A 17,000-nucleotide genomic window follows, 5' to 3' on the forward strand; every position below is an offset into this window, starting at 1 on the left:
GTGTCATATGCTACAGACTATTAATCTCTCAATGCGTTATCCGACAAAAAAGCTCTTTGAAAATGTCAATATTACTTTAGATTCTGGAAAGCGCTATGGGCTTATTGGGGCTAATGGTGCTGGAAAATCAACTTTTTTAAAAATTTTAAGTGGTATGTATGAGGCTAGTGGCGGAGAGGTAGTTATTTCACCAAATGCTAGACTTGGAGTTTTGGGGCAGGATCAATACGCTTTTGAGGATTTAAGTCTAAAAGATGCGGTGCTTATTGGTAATAAGCGATTGTATGATGCTATAAAACGCAAAGAATATTTGTATGAAAATGCAGATTTGAGCGATGAAGCAGTAAATAATGAATTAGGTGAGCTTGAAATGGTTTGTGCCGAAGAGGATCCTATGTATGAATATGATGTGGTGATACAAAAGATTCTAGAAGATTTGGGATTCCCAGCACATATGCATGATGATTTGATGAGCACATTAACAGGTGGGGATAAATTTAAGATTCTCTTAGCCCAAGTGCTTTTTCCTAAGCCTGATATTTTACTTTTAGATGAACCAACAAATAACCTTGATTTGCCTTCAATTGCGTGGCTAGAAGAAAATTTAAAACGCCATGAGGGCACAATGGTTGTGATTTCACACGATAGACATTTTCTTAATAGTGTTTGCACACATATTTTGGATATGGATTTTGGAAGTGTGCGCGAGTTTAGTGGGAATTATGATGATTGGTATATTGCTTCTACTTTGATTGCCAAGCAGCAAGAAGCCGAGCGCAACAAAAAGCTCAAAGAAAAAGAGGAATTAGAGAATTTTATCCGTAGGTTTTCAGCCAACGCATCAAAGGCAAAACAAGCCACAAGTCGCCAAAAACAGCTTGATAAATTGGATATACAGAATCTCGCAGTAAGCTCAAGACGCGATCCTAGTATTGTTTTTAAACCAAACCGCACGATTGGTAATGAGGCATTGGAATGTGAAAATATCTCCAAAAGTTATGGCACAAAAAAAATACTAGAAAATCTAAGTCTAAAAATTTTGCCCGGTGATAAGATCGCGCTCATTGGAGCAAATGGTGTGGGCAAAAGCACATTATTACAGATTTTGGTTGAAGAACTTCCTGCAGATTCTGGCGTTGTGAAGTGGGGTGCGACTATAGAGCGTAGCTATTTCCCTCAAAATGTGAGCGAAGAGATACGAGGTGAGGAGAGCCTGTATGAATGGCTTAGGGGTTTTGATAAGAAAAAAGAAAGCACAGAGATACGCAACGCGCTTGGAAGAATGCTTTTTAGTGGAGAAGAGCAAGAAAAATCAATCAACGCCCTAAGTGGTGGGGAAAAGCACAGAATGGTGTTAAGCAAAATTATGCTTGAAGGCGGAAATTTCTTGGTGCTTGATGAGCCTACCAATCATCTTGACCTTGAATCCATTATAGCACTTGGCGAGGCATTATATCGATTTGGCGGGAATGTGATATGCGTAAGTCACGATAGAGAGCTTATTGATGCCTATGCTAATCGTATTATTGAGCTTATACCACAAGAAAATGGTGCAGCAAAGGTTGTTGATTTTCGCGGAAGTTATGAAGAATACTTAGAATCTACAATGTCTTAAAAGTTTGTGTGGGGCTTTATAGCCCCATTTTTCCTGGATTTAAAATATTATTAGGATCAAAGGCGTGTTTGATAACTCTAAAGAGATTCATTTCCTCCTCACTAAATGCTAGTGGCATAAATGGAGCTTTTGCTAGCCCAATGCCGTGCTCACCACTTAATGTCCCTTCTAAATCCACAGCGACTTTAAAAATCTCTTCTATACATGCATAGCCACGCGCCAATTCCTCTGGATCATCAGGGTTTGGCACCATGACATTGGTATGCACATTGCCATCGCCTGTGTGTCCAAAACACGGAATTTTGAAGTTATATTGTTGGCTTAAGCGGTTGATATGTTCCAAAAGTTCTGGCAAACGCGAACGAGGGACGGTAATATCTTCATTAAGTTTCTTTTTGCCATAAATTGTGATACTTTGACTAGCATTGCGCCTAGCAAACCAAAGATCTTCCTCTTCTTGTGTATTTTTGGCTTTTTTGAAATCTATGCACCCATTTTCTTTAAATTTTTGTTCAAGTTGGGCAAGCTGATAGTCTAGCACCTCTTGCATATCCCCATCTACTTGTGTAATAAGGATAGCACCAGCGTCTGTAGGCAAGCCTTTAGAAAAGCGTTCTTCAACTGCACGAATACTCAGGTTATCCAAAAATTCCATAGCCACAGGTGTAATACCACTTGCCATTGTTTTATAGACAGCATTCATTGCGTCATTGATAGTAGCAAACACACCCATAGCAGATTGGCGAAGTTTTGGCTTGGCGATGAGTTTAAGCGTGATTTCTGTGATGACTGCTAGAGTTCCTTCACTAGCAATGAGAATCCCTGCGATATTATATCCCGCCACATCTTTAATCGTTTTTTTACCGGCTTTGATAATATCGCCATTAGGTAGCACGGCGCGTAGTGCCATAACATAATCTTTGGTGATACCATATTTTGCAGCGCGCATACCACCAGCATTTTCACTGACATTGCCACCCAAGGTGCTATATTCTTGGCTTGCAGGATCTGGTGGATAAAAGAGTCCTCGTTTTTCTACTTCATTTTGAAAATGTTTGTTAACTACCCCTGGTTGCACGCGCGCGATGAGATTTTTTTCATCAATTTCTAGAATCTGATTGAAGTATTTTTCAAGTGCTAGGACAATCCCACCATTTGCTGGTAACGCACCACCTGTAAAGCCACTTCCTGCACCACGAGGAATGATAGCTATTTTGTGCGTGTTGCAGTATTTGAGCACTTCACTTACATCGCGTTCATCTCTTGGATATACCACTGCTTGAGGTTCATAACGCTCCCTTGTAGCATCATAGCAATATGCTATGCGATGTGCGGTGTCATCATAGCAATTTTCTTCGCCGACAATATTTTTGAGTGCGCGTATATGCGCAGAATCTAATGGTGCGATCATAGTAGCTCCTAAATATTACATTGATTAAAGAATATATCAAGCGGATAATGTTTTCCGCTTTCTTTTAGATCGAGATAAGCATCAATAAGGCGATATTCATCTTTGCCATGCAGTGCGCGTCGTTCTTTGGCTTTTTCAATCATTTCAAGCTCAAACATTACATAAAATAGCGCATTTTCGGCGTGCTCATCATTATTGGCTAATGATTCAAAAAGTTTATACCACGCATCGGGTTGGAGTATATTTTGGCTTTGTTGGGCAAGTTCGACATAATCTTGGGCGCAAAAGTGCATTTGTTTGCAGATATCTGAGAGGTTTTGTGCATCAAACACATCACTATGAGCGACAAAGGCTTGTATGAGTGAAGGTTTCATAGAGGCATTATAGGTTATTTGCAAACTAAAGAGTCGTTCTAAATCTTTAGCTGATCCATTGCTTAAAATTTGAATGAGTGCAAAATCTTTAATTTCTTGAGGATTATTTTCGCTAAGCGCATTAAAGGCAAATTTGTTATCGCTTTGAATCTTATTTTTTAGGTTTTGGATAAAAAATTTATTCTCTTTACTAAGATTATAGGTGCGTAAATCCACATTTTTACCATTCATCACATCTTTGTAATTTTCAAAGAGTTTATCAATCTTTGGTTCAAAGCATTCTTTTGAATCTAAGCGTGGTTTGAGGTAAAAGCGCGCTAAAATTTTAGAAAGCTTGGAAATATCGGCATTTTTATATACTCGAGATTCTATGGGTTTGTTGAGCGCTTGTTCGTTTATTTGTGAAAAGAGATGATTAAAATCATTGCGTGTGCGGTAGGATTGTATCAAGGTGTTTGCCCAAGATGACGCAAAAAGCAAAGAGCTACAAAGACAAAAAATAAGCACGATGATAATAAGCCATAGTGTAACTGGGAGATCAAGGTTTCGATTGTTTGGGAGTGTGAGGGTAAAATTTCCAAGCTCAAGCGTGTAAGCATATATCCCCAAAACTGCACAAAATATCACTACAAAAGCCATATAGTATTTAAAGCGCATTCTTACTCCTTGTTGTTTTTTGATGTTTTTAATTTCTGCTCGAGAATCTGCGTTTTTTCTACATGTTCACGACAATCTATGCAATATTTTGCGTGTGGTTTGAATTTCAAACGCTCAATATCTATTTCATCATCACACATTTCACAGATTCCATAGGTTTTATTTTTGATTTTTGTAAGTGCGTAGTCTATATCATCAATTTCTGCCTTTTGTAGCTCTACGATATTGGCAACTTTTGTCTCATATAATGCAGCTGCCACGACATCACTATCATCAGAAAGTCTAGAGTTATACCATTGCTCCATAAGCTCTTTTTTCTCCATCATAGAATCCGCTAGAGTCTGCCTTCTTTGTGTTAATAATGCGTGAAAAAATTCGTAATCCATATTCCCTCTTTTGGCTGCTATTTGTGATATGGGTGATTTGCCATAATACTTAGCGCTCGATATATTTGCTCACATAGCACAAGCTTAGCGATTTTATGACTTAGGGTTAGTGGTGTGAGACTTAGATTCTGCATAGAGTGCAAAAACTTTTCCTCAAAACCATACGCACCCGCAATAAAAAAATTGACTTCTTGGTGATTTGCAATAAGTTTGGCAAATTGATGAGAATCTAGCATTTTTGCTTGTGGGTGTAGCGCGATACAGAGGCTTGAAGCTGTGTTTTTTAGAAATGGCATAAAGGCATCAGAGTAAGATTCTTGTGCTTTTGGGGCAGAGATTTTTTGTGCCTTGGCAATGGCATTGTTAAAGATATTATGTATGTGTAATCGCGCACCAAAAGCCTTACATTTCATCACAAAATCCTCTACAAGCGTCTCTGAATCTGCCTTGTTAATACAATATAGGTTGTACTTCATGATGTTTTGTAAGGTATCTTATCAAATCCGCAAGAGTTTTTTTCAAGTTTTTGCGCTCAACAACCATATCAATAAGTCCGTGTTCTAGCAAAAATTCGGCAGTTTGAAAGCCCTGTGGTAAGTCCGCACCAATAGTTTGTTTAATAACGCGAGGACCAGCAAAACCGATGATTGCACCTGGTTCGGCAATAATCACATCTCCCAAAAATGCAAAACTTGCACTTACGCCACCAAATGTCGGATCGCTAAGCACAGAGATAAAAGGAAGCTTGGCGGCAGAAAGTTTGTTGAGTGCAGCAGATGTTTTTGCCATTTGCATAAGTGAGTAAGTGGATTCTTGCATTCTTGCACCACCGCTTGTAGAGCATATGACAAGGGCTTGGTGTTTTTGGATAGCGCGATTGATAGCGCGCACAATTTTTTCACCCTCTACAGAACCCAAAGAACCGCCCATAAAGGAGAAATCAAACACAACAAGTTGTATGCTGATACCATCAATAAAGGCTTCTCCTGCTATCGTAGAGCTTGGTCTACCGCTTTTTTGCTCACCTTCTTGGATTCGTTGTTTGTAGCTTTTTTTATCCACAAACTCTAGGGGATCGACAGGACGCAAGTCTTTATCATACTCCTCAAAACTTCCAGTATCGCATAAAAGCTCAATTCTCTCTTGTGCAGAGATTCTAAGATGGTGATTGCATTTGGGGCATACTTGTGATTGAGAAAAGACTTCTTTGTAATACATAAGCGCATTACAATTAGGGCATTTTACCCAATGTGAAGGCGCTTCATTCTTTTGGGCGCGTGGCTCAGCTTTTTTGGATTTGAAGAAATCGCTAAATGACATAACCTAATCCTTGCTTTGTGTGAGAAGTTGCGTAATGGTATCAAAAATTTGCTTATCTTTGCTTATAAGCAAAAAATCTTCATTATGGTTTATATGTAGCCCTTGTGCGAGAAATAGCCCTGCTTTGCTATCATAATGGCGTATCTTGCCTACAAAAAGCATAAAACTTACTTCGTGAGCCATACTGATAGAGAGCGCACTTGCCCCCAAAGATCGGAATTTTAGATGATGAGCAAATAAGAGATTTGCAATGCTGGGATTTGAGTAGGCTTTTTCAAAAATGCCACATTTTGAGTTTTTGGTGTGGATTAATGGCATGGGTTTTGGGTTATTGAGATCTAATGTAAAAAGAAGATCATTACTTCGTGCTATGAGCGTTTTGGTGCAAAAATTTATTACAACAGCTTCTTTGCAATTTCCTTGTTTATCGCACAATGCCACAGAAGCACCATAATAGGGAATGTGTGAGAGAAAATTATCACTTCCATCAAGTGGATCAAGAATAATAAGAGAATCTGTGGGTTTTGGAGATAAAATCATGCCGCTTTCTTCAGAATCTATGTCTGCAAGATGTGATAGATGTTTGATAAAGATTCTTTGGCATTCTAAATCCGCACCTATGCTAATATCGCCACCGACACCTTGCGTGTGTTTTACAAAAAGTGTGTTATCTTTGGAATCTAAGAGTGTGATAATTTCTTTTGTAGCTTGTATGCTTGCGGTTAGAAATTCTGTGAGCTGGATATTTGGCGTGTGTGGTTTGATAATGTCTGGATTCATACAAAGTCCTTATAAATACACATAGTTTTGCGTTTATATCGGTTATATCTTTTGAAACACTAAAAATGGTGTATAATTATGCTAGAGTTTTCTTAAAGAAAGATACTATTTATACTATGCAGGGCTATATCTTAAAAGTCATACCAACTAAAACACAAGATTTAATCGTAAAGATTCTCACTTCACAAAGCTTTCGGAGTTTTTATCGGTTTTATGGGGCGCGTCATAGCACCATAGGTTTGGGGTATAAGATTGATTTTGAGGAACAAGCTAATACACATTTTTTGCCCCAAGTCCGCCATATTTTGCATTTATCCTTTGGGTGGGAGCGTGAATGGGAGCGTGTGTATGTATGGCAACGATTTTTGGGTTTATTAGAGCGACATTTAGATGAAGTGTATGAGGTAGGGGAATTTTATTTTGGGCTTTTGGATATGAGTGCCAAAAAAATCGCCAAACAAAATCCATTTCGTGTGCTTTTAGAATCGTATGCAAGTTTGTTGGAATATGAGGGGCGTTTGGGGCGACAGGAAGAAAATCGTTGTTTTATTTGTGATGGAATCTTAGAATCTCACATCGCTTTAGGTAGAGCCTTTTTGTTTGCTCACCCTCATTGTGTGCAAGGATTTGTCTTTGAAAAATCACAGATTCTAGAGTTTTTTACGCACACTTCGACATTGCACCTAGAAGACACACAGGTGCAAAAATTATGGCAAATCCTTTGTTTAGGACTTTAGTGGAGGTTTATATGAATGATAAAAATATATTACAAAAAAGAATTGTTTCGTGGATTTTTCTTATTGGGGCAATTATGTTAGAAGTCATAGGCGTGAGTATGCTTAAGGTGATTGCTAATCCTATCGTGGGCAATATTGTTATGATTGTTTTTGTGAATCTCTCATATGTATTGATGGCGTTTGCACTTCTTGGGATTGCGCTTGGCGTAGCGTATTCTGTATGGGAAATTTTGGGGCTTGTAGGGATTATAGTTGTTAGTTTTGTATTTTTTGAACCCGAACTCACGACATACCAATATGTAGGGATTGTATTGGGGTCTTTGGGGATTGTGTGTGTAATTATGGGTGAAAAGCATGAAGATTGTGAATCTATGCAGGATTCTTGTGATGAGGAGAGTGTGTCAAGCGTATCTTCTCATAATGATATATCTCATATAAAGGCGTAATATGGGATTTGCTTGTATTGTATTGTCAGGGATTTTAGATGTATTTGCCAACCTTGCGTTACAAAAGTCAAATGGCTTTAGAAATATAAAATGGGGATTTTTGGCTTTAGTGCTTGTAGATGGAGCATTCCTACTCCTTTCTGCCGCAATATCTTGGTATGATATTGTTTTGCCTGTTGCATATACGCTGTGGGGGGCTATAGGTGTGCTTGGTTCTGTGGCTGGAGGTTATTATTTTTTTGGACAAAGTCTTAAGTCCATAGGATATATTGGAATAATCTTAATAATAACAGCGGTGGGATTATTGAATTTTGCATAAGGGCGTGGGGAAACCCACGCTTGGCTTAGAATACGACATCAGATGGTTGAATATCTGAGCCATATATAGGAGCTAATGTTTGCTCATACGCTTCAAAGAGGAATTTTTCTTCAGTGAGTGTTTGGATTTCTTGGTTAAGCCATTCTAAAAGTTCTGTATTTCCTTTTTTGACTGCTGGAGCAATAACATCAGAATCTCCTAACTCTTTGATACCAACGCTAAATTCTGGATTCTCTTTTGCCCATGCAAAAAGTAGCGTATTATCATGTGCGAGTGCATCACCTCTACCATCTTTGAGGGCAGCAAATGTTTCGGTATTTTGCTCAAATTTTAAAAGTTTGATATTTGGGTAGTTTTTTGTGAAATAAAAATCCGCTGTTGTCCCTTTATTGACAAGCAGTGTCTTATCTTGGAGTTGGGCTATATCTGTGATTGTGCCATCTTTACTCACCACACCCAAAGCAACTTTCATATAAGGCTTAGCAAAATCTACAACTTCCTCTCTTTGTGGCGTTTTTGTGAAGTTTGCCATAATAATATCTACTTTATTAGATCGCAAAAATTCCACACGATTAGCCGCTTCAACGCTTATAAATTGTATTTTGTTTTCATCACCTAGCAAATCTTTGGCAATTCTTTTGGCTATGACAATGTCAAAACCTGCATTCTCGCCTTGTGTATTGATGTAGCCAAATGGTGGTTTATCACCAAAAACACCCACAATTAATGTTCCACGATTTTTGATTACTTCAAGTCCGTTTTGCGCGCTAGATTCTCCTTTATTAGAATCTGAACAAGCACCTAAAAACAGAGCTAGCATAATGCTAAAATTTGCGAGTATCACACGCCACATTTTTGTATTCATCTCATCTCCTTTTATGTTACAATGGTATTTAAGTTATCTAACTTAAAGGACATAAATTATACCAAAATATTTAGTTTGGTGGCGATTATAAGGAAATGTATGACACAGATGACACAAACTAGAGGCAAGGGCGATAAAGATAATGTAAGCTTTGCGGACGCTATGCTTAACCCAAGTGCGAGTTTTGGAGGATTGTATACTCTCTCGCGCCTTCCGCATTTTACACCACATATGTTGCAAGAATTTGAGAATCTCTCTTATATAGAGCTTTGCAAACGCGTATTTGAGCTTTTGGATTTGGGAGTTGAGAATGAGCTTTTGGATTTTGCACTGCAAACTTATGCGAGCTTTGATGATCCACATACACCTGTGAATCTTGCACAATATGATGAGAATCTGTTTGTATTAGAGCTTTATCACGGACCTACAAGGGCGTTTAAAGATATGGCACTTCAGCCATTTGGGCGTATGATTCAGAGTTTTGGAAAAGGCAAAAAGTATTTGATTTTAGTAGCTACAAGTGGGGATACAGGACCTGCGACTTTGGAGAGTTTTGCCAAAGAACATCTTGGAGAGGATTGTAGTATCAATGTGGTATGTCTGTATCCCAAAGATGGCACTTCAGATGTCCAACGCCTGCAGATGGTAACCACAGATTCTGCAAATCTCAAAGTGCTTGGCATTGAGGGTAATTTTGATGATGCACAGCATACGCTAAAATCTTTATTGCAAGATACAGAATTTATAGAGTTTTTGCATAACAAGGGCATTGCACTCTCTGCGGCAAATTCTGTGAATATTGGGCGTGTGGTTTTTCAGATTATCTATCATATTTGGGCGTATTGTCGGCTTTGTAAAGATGGTGTGCTTGAGCATATGCAACCTCTTAATATTATCGTGCCTAGTGGGAATTTCGGTAATATTTTGGGCGCGTTTTATGCTAAAAAAATGGGTGTGCCATTGGGCAAGCTTATTAGTGCTTCAAATGCCAATAATATTTTGTATGATTTTATTACTACAGGGGTTTATGATATACGCGACAGAGAGCTTTTAAAGACTTCTTCACCCGCTATGGATATTATCAAAAGCTCCAATGTGGAACGAGTGTTGTTTGAGCTTTTTGGTGCGCAACGCACAAAAGAATGTATGCAATCCCTTCAAAATACTGGAGTATATAAGCTAGATTCTAAGGAATTAGAGGCGTTGCAAGGGTATTTTGCAGCAAGTTTTTGTAATGACGCACAATGCAAGGACTTGATTGCGGAATCTTTTGCAAATGGGTATCTTTTGGATCCTCACACAGCATGTGGGATAAAGGCATATAAGGAATTCGCAGCAAAAGAAGATAATGGCGCCAAATTTGTGCTTTGTTCAACAGCACAATGGAGTAAATTTGCACCAACTGTGGCAGAGGCATTGGGCGCAACTAAGAATCTTAATGATAAAGAGGCAATCGAGTTTATATTGTCCTTAGATAGCACCCAAAAGCTTACGCCACATATTGCAAGGCTTTTTGATAAGCCTGTGGTGCATAATGAAGTTGTGAGCGTTGATAAGGTCAAACACACCATTATGCAGTGGTTGCAATAGGAGGCAATAATATGGATATTACGACCAAAAATTGGCTTATTCCGAGTATCGCGTTTTTCTTGTTTTTGTATGTGATGGTGCTCTTGGCAATTTTTGCTTACAGAGATTCTAAAATGCCGCTTTTTGAAGGTGCGCAAAATAGCTCGGTAACGACTATTGAGGATTTTCAAAAAGAACTTAATAAATACGCAAATTGAGATTTAAGACATCAAAGTTTTAGTCGATTTTGTGATACAATAGATAAAAAACTAGAGGTGTAAAAATTATGGTTAGTGGTGTAAATTCTTCTATCGTAGCCACCAATGCCTTAGGTGTTAATCGTAATCAGAGGCGTGATGGCGGTATCCAAGCACAAGGAAATGAAGAGAATAAAGAAATGGTAAAAGAAGTAGCATTTGATAAAGTAAGTGATATTAAAGAAAGAATTGCCAAAGGCACATACGTTATCGATATTGATAAAACTTCTAGGAAAATGGCATCAGATTTGCTTAATCTCTAAAACATTCGCCCTTTGTGGCGGTATTTTAGGGAGTGAAGAATGTTACAGCAGTATTTAGATGGTGCTATTGCAGATGTCAATAGCCTTATAGATCTTACCAATCAAGATATAGCAGATATTCAAGTCGCCAATAATGAGGCGATATTCTCTCGTAATACACAAAAAAATTCCCTCATCAAATCTTTTGAACAAAAAAAATCTCTTATGGAACAAGAGATGCAAAAACTCATACAATCTCACGATAATAAGCCTCTTGCAGAAATTTTGCAGCTTGAACCAGAGATTGATAAAGGGTTGGGAGATTTACGCCAATCACTCCAATCACTTAAAGATCTCAATAATGCGTATGCAAAGAGTGTATTTGCAGTGAGTGAGTTTTATGATTCACTATTGCGTAGGCTTGTCCCTTGTGAAGATGGTGGTTATAGCAATCCTAGTAAAACAAAAAGCCATCTTGTGCAGATTCAAGTCTAGCGAGGTTGTGTAATGGGTGGCATTCTCTCTTCTCTTAACACTTCTTATACGGGCTTGCAAGCGCATCAAGTTATGGTTGATGTGACAGGCAACAACATTTCTAATGCTAGTGATGAGTTTTATAGCCGTCAAAAAGTTGTGGTGCGCCCCGAGAAGCCTATTTATTTTCAAGATTATAATTTGGGTCGTGGCGTTAGTATCGAGACAATAGCAAGAGCGCACGATGAGTTTGTTTTTTCACGATATAGGCGCGCCAATGAAGAATCACAATTTTATGATACGCATTTTACCTATTTACGCGAGGCTAGTGCCTTTTTTCCTGAAGTCGATGGCGTGGGGATTTATAATGATTTAGAGCGCTATTTTGATGCGTGGAAAGATCTTGCCAAAAATTCTAGTGATCCAGCACAAAAACAAAACCTTGCCAAAGATACCAAGACGCTTACGAACAATATCCAAGAAACAAGAAGGCGTCTTGAGATTTTGCAACGCAAGGCAAGTGATGAGCTAGAAGTGGTAGTCAAGGAAGTGAATCTTGCGGCTAAAGAAATTGCAGAAATTAATAAAAAACTTAAAGAAATGGAAGATGGCTTGGAGCTTAAACAAGCCAATGAGTTGCGTGATAGGCGCGATGAGCTAGAATTTAATCTTCAGACACTTATTGGTGCAAATGTGTTTAAAAATCACCTAAAGAGTGATTATTCCGTGCATCCTATGCGCGCGGATTTTGATGATGAATATGTGCTAAATATTGGTCGTGGATTTAATATCGTTGATGGTGCGATGTATCACCCCATAGTCTTAGAAAAAGAAGATAATGCCAATCATCTTTGCCGTGTGTATTTTCAAGGCGATGATTTTAAGCGTGTAGAAATTACCGAAAAGCTTACACAAGGCAAGGCAGGATCGCTTATAGCATTATATAGTAGCGGTGTAGACGGCACACCTGTAGGCAAGATTCAAGATTATATCAATCTTCTTGATGTTTTTGCCAAGGGCTTTATCGAGGCAACAAATGCGATATATGCCCAGAGTGCAACCAATCTCGTTAAAAGCGATAAGCTTGATATTTGGGGTAAATATGCGCTTTTAGATTCTAATTACAATATTAAAGAAGGTAGTTTTGATGTCATTGTGTATAACACCACAGGCGAAGAAATGGTGCGAAAAACGATTAACATCGATAGAATCACAACAATTTATGATGTCGTAAAGGCGATTAATGCTAACACAGATGATAATAAAGACAATAATCCGCTCAATGATGTTGATGATTATTTCCGCGCTTATTATGATGATGTTGCCAAAGAGTTTGTGATACAAGCCAAAGACCCCGCAAAGGGCTTGTATGTTTCTATCAAGGATAATGGTAGCAATTTTACTGGAGCATTTGGGCTTAATCGATTTTTTGATGGCAATAGCGCTAAGGATATAGAGTTAAATCAAGAATATATCAAAGATTCAACGCTTATACGTCCGTGGCTTGCACCAGTTAATGGAAATTTTGATGTCGCTAATATGATGCAGCAACTCCAATATGATGAAGTGGATTTTAGTATTGATAAATTTACTCAAAAGCAAATGCGGATTCCAGAGTTTTTTCAATTTCTCACAGGGCGTGTTGCGACACAAACCGAACAAACCCAACGCACCAAAGAGACCAAAGATTCTGTGCTTTCTGCTGTCAAAAAGGAGCATTTGGCAATTTCGCAAGTAAGCGTTGATGAAGAAATGGTGAATCTTATCAAGTTTCAAGGTGGGTATGCAGCAAATGCCAAAGTCATCACTACCATTGATAGAATGATTGAAACGCTACTTGGTATCAAGCAATAAATCTATTTTTGTCTCTGTATTAGTTTTGTTGTATACTTTTTTGATACGCTTCTTGTGCTTTTTGGCGCGCTTTGATCGTTGTATTAAGCAATGTATCCTTGCCTTGCAAGTGATCAAGCCACGCTACTTGCTGAAGCACTTCTGACACAGCTCTAAACAAATCGTGTGGGATAAAGCCCCCAACTTCTGTCATCGCATACAAACTTCTTGCTAATGGTGGGTTTTCGATGATGCGTATTTCATATTCTCGTGCTACTGCCTTAATGCGTATTGCCAACTCATCGACACCCTTTGCCACGACTCTAGGCGCCATACCCAAATCCACATCTTCATCTTGATAGCGGATTGCCACGGCATAGTGCGTGGGGTTAGTTATCACGACAGAAGCACTTGGTATTTCTTGCATCATACGACTTCGTGCCATTTTTTGCTGTGTTTGGCGGATACGCGCTTTTATTTCTGGATTCCCTTCATAGCGTTTTGTTTCATCTTTGAGTTCTTTGACGCTCATACGCAAACTTTTCATATACTGATAGCGTTTGATAAGATAATCTGCCACTGCCATAATAAAAAATAGTATCAATAAAATACCAATTAAAATAAGTGCCTTTTCTCTAAACCACAGAATCTGATCATAAAGCCTTAGGCGCGATATGGTAGGAAGTTCTCCAAAAAATCCTACAAACACCACAAAGCCCACGACAAACGCGATAAAGACTTTAAAAGTAATCATAAAACCATCAAGAAGTTTTTTAAGTGAAAAGACATTTTTAATCCCCAAAATAGGATTAATTTTAGAGAGTTTTGGCTGTAGCACTTTAGTTGAAAGCAAAAACCCAAATTGCCCCACATTTGCTACAACACCAATAATCATTAGCCCCAAAAATACCGGTAACACCATTTTTAGCATTTCAATTCCTATGCCAAGTGTGAGCCACAAAAGCTCTTGTGCGCTAAATTCTTGGAGTGTAAAAAAACTTGTTATGTAGGTAAAAATCCCCTTGCACCCATCTACCCAATATGGAATCATAAAAAAAACCAATGCCAATCCGCTAAGCATCACAAAAAAGCCCACGAGCTCTATGCTTTTGCTGACATTTCCTTCTTCTCGTGCTTGTTGGAGTTTGTGTTGGGAGGGGGCTAAGGTCTTTTCTTCATCATCTGCAGGCATAGGACTTCCTTAAGCTCACTCCTTTGCGTGTGTCAATGTATCATAATACAAAAAGTAGTTTTTTGAATCATAGGATTTAAATTTACTTCCAAGTGGCTTGTCTGGGTTACTTATGCGTGAAAAAAATGGCGTGATTGTCGTAGCGTGTAATATTTCATTAGGCGGTGGTGGCAGTGTTTCAAGCAGGGCAAAAGACTGACAATCAAAAATATTGGTATGTTGAGAATCTACGATAAAAACTAAGCCTATGCTATATTTTGGGCAAAAATCTTTAAAGTGTTTTGGTTTTGGATCATTGAGGCTCTCTTGCTGAAGATACGCAGCAAATAAATCAATATGCATAAATGTAATATTTGGGTTGTTACGAATCACAAATTGATAGCTTTCTTGATTTGGCGCAATAACAAATGCGCGATTATAAAAACTCCTAAATAACACTTCATCGCCTACTTGGGGTTGGTTAATGGGAGTTGGGAGATAGCGCTGATCTATGGTATCAAAAGGCTCTATTCTTGCACTAGCTCTTCCTTCTTGGATAGATTCTATAGTAGCTTTAGCAATAATGATAGAGTGTGATGTGTTTTTGGTAAGTATCACGCCACTTTCACCCACTTGCAAATCATATGCATCAAAAACTACGATATCTTTTTGCACAGAATCTATAGTCGTTTTTATAACCTTTGTATCAATCCCAAACACGCAACTTAGCATAAGCGCTATGCATATAATCCATTTCATGCACACATTCCTTTGGTGTGGCGCAAAAACCACAAAATACCAAATCCAAGTCCAGGAGTTTTTACGATACTATCATCGTATAAAAATGTTTCTAGCTCTGCTCGTGGCAAAAGCATACTCTCTATCACTTCCCCATCGACACCACCACCCTCTGTGTGTTTGTGTTCTTGTGTAACTTGCGCATAAAAGAGATATTGTTTTGCGCCACTTGTTCCCACAGATGTATGAAATACCGCTACTTCTTGTAGATCTTGTGAATCTAGCGCATATCCGCATTCCTCTAATACCTCTTCTACTGCGATCTGGCGAATGCTTTTGCCTTCTTTGTCTAACAATCCTGCACAGAGTTCGTAGGTATAGCCATCGTTATTTTTCAAAAATACCGGAGGGCGAAATTGTCTTACGACCACTAGTGCATCTTCATCAATCCTATGGAGGATAATCGCCACACTATCAAGGCTTTGGACAAAATCCCATGCTTTTTTATAGCCATTTTCTGTATACAGCATTCTTTGGGGTTTGATATAGGGAGAATCTACGCATTGGGTGATTTGAATATCGCGTATATCGGTTTTCATTTATTGCATACCTTTTGTGAATCCATCTATTGGGAGGCTTACAATAATAGATTCTTTTTGCTCTTCTTGGACTTGGGCTAGGATTGTTCCTATTTGTCCCTTGAGATCATCGCTAAGGTTTGCAAATTGTTCTTTGTGTTCTTTATCAAGTTCTTTTGTCGCTGCTTTTATGTTGCCAAGAGGATTGACTGGTTGGTTATTTTTATACACGCCAAAATGTAAATGCGGACCTGTGCTAAGACCTGTGCTACCGACTTTTGCTATATATTGCCCTTTTTTGACATACTTGCCTGTTTTCATGCCCGGAGCAAATGAGTTGAGGTGCGCATATACGGTTTTTATACCATTTTCATGACGCACTTCTATGACATTTCCATAACCACCTTTTTGCCCTGCAAAGACAATTGTTCCGCTTCCTGCCGCACTCACAATCGTCCCCTTAGGGGCTGCATAATCCACGCCATAATGTGGTCGCACAAATCCAAGGATTGGGTGCTTACGACCTAGCGAGAATTTTGAGCTAATGCGCGCACCTGAAATTGGCAAAGAGAGCAAGAATCCCTCGATTTCTTTACCTTTGATGTCGTAATAGCGTCCATTGTATGCAAAAAGATAGTTTGGTTTTTTGTTTGTTTCTACCATAGCCGCTTTAATTTGGGCATTGCCTAGAGGTTTGCCTAAGCGATATTTGCGATTATAAATAAGGGCGACCTTATCCCCTTTTAGCACCGTGCGATTAAAGCTTATGCTATTTTTGTAGGCATTAAGCAATTCATTAACAAGTCCTTGATCATCAGTAACTTCCATGAGATCTTGATAGATAGAGCGTTGGACAGAGATTACAAGGCGTTGTTCGTTTTCAAAATATGTAACGGGTGTGAAGTCCATTTTGTAGCCATTTTTGTAGCGAAAAATGTGAATCTGCATACCATCACCGATAGGAATGAGGGCTTGTAAGAGGTTATTATCATCATCAAGAGCAGTGTAATATCGCACTCCTGCATAAATTTCGCTAGTGAGTTCTCTATCTTCTGCTGGTAAGTCATAATACACACTCGCAGGAATATTGTATTTTTGGAAAAAGCCAAAAAGTGTGCTACCACTCTCCCAAGTTTGATTATTTACTACCGCGCCAAAAATGCACTGCAAGGAGATACAAAATATAAGTATATACGATTTCATTAAGCCACCTTTTTAGATTTTTTGG

General features: G+C 38.6%; 20 protein-coding genes. 9 read left to right on the plus strand and 11 right to left on the minus strand.

Annotated elements, in window-relative coordinates; genetic code table 11:
• Positions 1-7: 7 nt before the first annotated feature.
• Positions 8-1,615, plus strand: a complete 1,608-nt coding sequence (locus B9T66_RS01415) for an ABC-F family ATP-binding cassette domain-containing protein (protein WP_095627212.1) — start codon at positions 8-10, stop codon at positions 1,613-1,615.
• Positions 1,616-1,631: 16 nt separating this feature from the next.
• Here B9T66_RS01415 and B9T66_RS01420 read toward each other — a convergent pair whose 3' ends face one another.
• Genes B9T66_RS01420 through B9T66_RS01445 form a run of 6 tightly spaced genes read right to left on the minus strand, consistent with a single transcriptional unit; the run spans position 1,632 to position 6,543 of the window.
• A complete protein-coding gene (locus tag B9T66_RS01420) occupies positions 1,632-3,026 on the minus strand; it encodes an FAD-linked oxidase C-terminal domain-containing protein (RefSeq protein WP_095627213.1) in 1,395 nt (464 codons plus the stop codon).
• An 8-nt stretch (positions 3,027-3,034) separates the two neighbouring features.
• Entirely contained in the window at positions 3,035-4,057 is a 1,023-nt protein-coding gene (locus B9T66_RS01425) for a hypothetical protein (RefSeq protein WP_095627214.1), read from the minus strand.
• Positions 4,058-4,059: 2 nt separating this feature from the next.
• Complete coding sequence (gene dksA, locus B9T66_RS01430; RefSeq protein WP_095627215.1) at positions 4,060-4,443, minus strand: RNA polymerase-binding protein DksA; 384 nt, start codon at positions 4,441-4,443, stop codon at positions 4,060-4,062.
• A gap of 17 nt (positions 4,444-4,460) precedes the next feature.
• The gene (locus tag B9T66_RS01435) at positions 4,461-4,919 is read right to left on the minus strand and encodes a 23S rRNA (pseudouridine(1915)-N(3))-methyltransferase RlmH (protein ID WP_095627216.1); all 459 of its coding nucleotides are present in this window, start codon (positions 4,917-4,919) and stop codon (positions 4,461-4,463) included.
• Complete coding sequence (gene accD, locus B9T66_RS01440; RefSeq protein ID WP_095627217.1) at positions 4,894-5,763, minus strand: acetyl-CoA carboxylase, carboxyltransferase subunit beta; 870 nt, start codon at positions 5,761-5,763, stop codon at positions 4,894-4,896. The genes B9T66_RS01435 and accD overlap by 26 nt, the downstream gene beginning before the upstream one ends.
• A gap of 3 nt (positions 5,764-5,766) precedes the next feature.
• Positions 5,767-6,543, minus strand: a complete 777-nt coding sequence (locus tag B9T66_RS01445) for an inositol monophosphatase family protein (RefSeq protein ID WP_095627218.1) — start codon at positions 6,541-6,543, stop codon at positions 5,767-5,769.
• Between the two features lie 116 nt (positions 6,544-6,659).
• On the opposite strand from B9T66_RS01445, the gene recO reads away from it, so the two are divergent.
• The 3 genes from recO to B9T66_RS01460 are packed head-to-tail and all read left to right on the plus strand — an operon-like array spanning position 6,660 to position 8,045.
• On the plus strand, positions 6,660-7,280 hold the full coding sequence (recO, locus tag B9T66_RS01450) for a recombination protein RecO (RefSeq protein WP_095627219.1): 621 nt from the start codon (positions 6,660-6,662) through the stop codon (positions 7,278-7,280).
• 11 nt (positions 7,281-7,291) lie between these two features.
• Entirely contained in the window at positions 7,292-7,726 is a 435-nt protein-coding gene (locus tag B9T66_RS01455; RefSeq protein WP_095627220.1) for a DMT family transporter, read from the plus strand.
• Between the two features lies 1 nt (position 7,727).
• A complete protein-coding gene (locus tag B9T66_RS01460) occupies positions 7,728-8,045 on the plus strand; it encodes an SMR family transporter (protein ID WP_095627221.1) in 318 nt (105 codons plus the stop codon).
• Between the two features lie 25 nt (positions 8,046-8,070).
• Here B9T66_RS01460 and B9T66_RS01465 read toward each other — a convergent pair whose 3' ends face one another.
• Positions 8,071-8,910 (minus strand): cysteine ABC transporter substrate-binding protein, encoded by an 840-nt coding sequence (locus B9T66_RS01465; protein WP_095627222.1) that lies wholly within the window; start codon positions 8,908-8,910, stop codon positions 8,071-8,073.
• Between the two features lie 99 nt (positions 8,911-9,009).
• Here B9T66_RS01465 and thrC point away from each other — a divergent pair, with 99 nt between their 5' ends.
• The 5 genes from thrC (at position 9,010) to flgK (ending at position 13,306) form a co-directional block, all read left to right on the plus strand.
• Entirely contained in the window at positions 9,010-10,500 is a 1,491-nt protein-coding gene (gene thrC, locus B9T66_RS01470; RefSeq protein ID WP_095627223.1) for a threonine synthase, read from the plus strand.
• A gap of 11 nt (positions 10,501-10,511) precedes the next feature.
• Positions 10,512-10,697: a hypothetical protein gene (locus B9T66_RS01475; RefSeq protein ID WP_095627224.1), complete on the plus strand. Its 186-nt coding sequence runs from the start codon at positions 10,512-10,514 to the stop codon at positions 10,695-10,697.
• A 68-nt stretch (positions 10,698-10,765) separates the two neighbouring features.
• A complete protein-coding gene (locus B9T66_RS01480) occupies positions 10,766-10,999 on the plus strand; it encodes a flagellar biosynthesis anti-sigma factor FlgM (protein WP_095627225.1) in 234 nt (77 codons plus the stop codon).
• 39 nt (positions 11,000-11,038) lie between these two features.
• On the plus strand, positions 11,039-11,473 hold the full coding sequence (locus tag B9T66_RS01485) for a hypothetical protein (protein ID WP_095627226.1): 435 nt from the start codon (positions 11,039-11,041) through the stop codon (positions 11,471-11,473).
• A gap of 12 nt (positions 11,474-11,485) precedes the next feature.
• Positions 11,486-13,306 (plus strand): flagellar hook-associated protein FlgK, encoded by a 1,821-nt coding sequence (gene flgK / locus B9T66_RS01490; protein ID WP_095627227.1) that lies wholly within the window; start codon positions 11,486-11,488, stop codon positions 13,304-13,306.
• 19 nt (positions 13,307-13,325) lie between these two features.
• On the opposite strand, the gene flhB is transcribed toward flgK, so the two are convergent.
• Genes flhB through B9T66_RS01510 form a run of 4 tightly spaced genes read right to left on the minus strand, consistent with a single transcriptional unit; the run spans position 13,326 to position 16,975 of the window.
• Positions 13,326-14,477, minus strand: a complete 1,152-nt coding sequence (gene flhB, locus B9T66_RS01495) for a flagellar biosynthesis protein FlhB (RefSeq protein WP_095627228.1) — start codon at positions 14,475-14,477, stop codon at positions 13,326-13,328.
• A 15-nt stretch (positions 14,478-14,492) separates the two neighbouring features.
• Positions 14,493-15,215 (minus strand): plasminogen-binding N-terminal domain-containing protein, encoded by a 723-nt coding sequence (locus B9T66_RS01500; RefSeq protein ID WP_095627229.1) that lies wholly within the window; start codon positions 15,213-15,215, stop codon positions 14,493-14,495.
• A complete protein-coding gene (locus tag B9T66_RS01505; protein ID WP_095627230.1) occupies positions 15,212-15,793 on the minus strand; it encodes an NUDIX hydrolase in 582 nt (193 codons plus the stop codon). The genes B9T66_RS01500 and B9T66_RS01505 overlap by 4 nt, the downstream gene beginning before the upstream one ends.
• Positions 15,794-16,975 (minus strand): peptidoglycan DD-metalloendopeptidase family protein, encoded by a 1,182-nt coding sequence (locus B9T66_RS01510; RefSeq protein ID WP_095627231.1) that lies wholly within the window; start codon positions 16,973-16,975, stop codon positions 15,794-15,796.
• Between the last annotated feature and the right edge of the window lie 25 nt (positions 16,976-17,000).

Origin of the sequence: Helicobacter sp. TUL (assembly GCF_002287135.1) — a bacterium.
In the GTDB taxonomy this organism is placed as follows: Bacteria; Campylobacterota; Campylobacteria; order Campylobacterales; family Helicobacteraceae; genus Helicobacter_F.

Excerpts from the sequence above, each read along its gene's own strand:
- B9T66_RS01415 (WP_095627212.1), top strand. The coding sequence starts at position 8 with ATGCTACAGACTATTAATCTCTCAATGCGTTATCCGACAAAAAAGCTC.
- B9T66_RS01420 (WP_095627213.1), bottom strand. The coding sequence starts at position 3,026 with ATGATCGCACCATTAGATTCTGCGCATATACGCGCACTCAAAAATATT.
- B9T66_RS01425 (WP_095627214.1), bottom strand. The coding sequence starts at position 4,057 with ATGCGCTTTAAATACTATATGGCTTTTGTAGTGATATTTTGTGCAGTT.
- dksA (WP_095627215.1), bottom strand. The coding sequence starts at position 4,443 with ATGGATTACGAATTTTTTCACGCATTATTAACACAAAGAAGGCAGACT.
- B9T66_RS01435 (WP_095627216.1), bottom strand. The coding sequence starts at position 4,919 with ATGAAGTACAACCTATATTGTATTAACAAGGCAGATTCAGAGACGCTT.
- accD (WP_095627217.1), bottom strand. The coding sequence starts at position 5,763 with ATGTCATTTAGCGATTTCTTCAAATCCAAAAAAGCTGAGCCACGCGCC.
- B9T66_RS01445 (WP_095627218.1), bottom strand. The coding sequence starts at position 6,543 with ATGAATCCAGACATTATCAAACCACACACGCCAAATATCCAGCTCACA.
- recO (WP_095627219.1), top strand. The coding sequence starts at position 6,660 with ATGCAGGGCTATATCTTAAAAGTCATACCAACTAAAACACAAGATTTA.
- B9T66_RS01455 (WP_095627220.1), top strand. The coding sequence starts at position 7,292 with ATGAATGATAAAAATATATTACAAAAAAGAATTGTTTCGTGGATTTTT.
- B9T66_RS01460 (WP_095627221.1), top strand. The coding sequence starts at position 7,728 with ATGGGATTTGCTTGTATTGTATTGTCAGGGATTTTAGATGTATTTGCC.
- B9T66_RS01465 (WP_095627222.1), bottom strand. The coding sequence starts at position 8,910 with ATGAATACAAAAATGTGGCGTGTGATACTCGCAAATTTTAGCATTATG.
- thrC (WP_095627223.1), top strand. The coding sequence starts at position 9,010 with ATGACACAGATGACACAAACTAGAGGCAAGGGCGATAAAGATAATGTA.
- B9T66_RS01475 (WP_095627224.1), top strand. The coding sequence starts at position 10,512 with ATGGATATTACGACCAAAAATTGGCTTATTCCGAGTATCGCGTTTTTC.
- B9T66_RS01480 (WP_095627225.1), top strand. The coding sequence starts at position 10,766 with ATGGTTAGTGGTGTAAATTCTTCTATCGTAGCCACCAATGCCTTAGGT.
- B9T66_RS01485 (WP_095627226.1), top strand. The coding sequence starts at position 11,039 with ATGTTACAGCAGTATTTAGATGGTGCTATTGCAGATGTCAATAGCCTT.
- flgK (WP_095627227.1), top strand. The coding sequence starts at position 11,486 with ATGGGTGGCATTCTCTCTTCTCTTAACACTTCTTATACGGGCTTGCAA.
- flhB (WP_095627228.1), bottom strand. The coding sequence starts at position 14,477 with ATGCCTGCAGATGATGAAGAAAAGACCTTAGCCCCCTCCCAACACAAA.
- B9T66_RS01500 (WP_095627229.1), bottom strand. The coding sequence starts at position 15,215 with ATGAAATGGATTATATGCATAGCGCTTATGCTAAGTTGCGTGTTTGGG.
- B9T66_RS01505 (WP_095627230.1), bottom strand. The coding sequence starts at position 15,793 with ATGAAAACCGATATACGCGATATTCAAATCACCCAATGCGTAGATTCT.
- B9T66_RS01510 (WP_095627231.1), bottom strand. The coding sequence starts at position 16,975 with ATGAAATCGTATATACTTATATTTTGTATCTCCTTGCAGTGCATTTTT.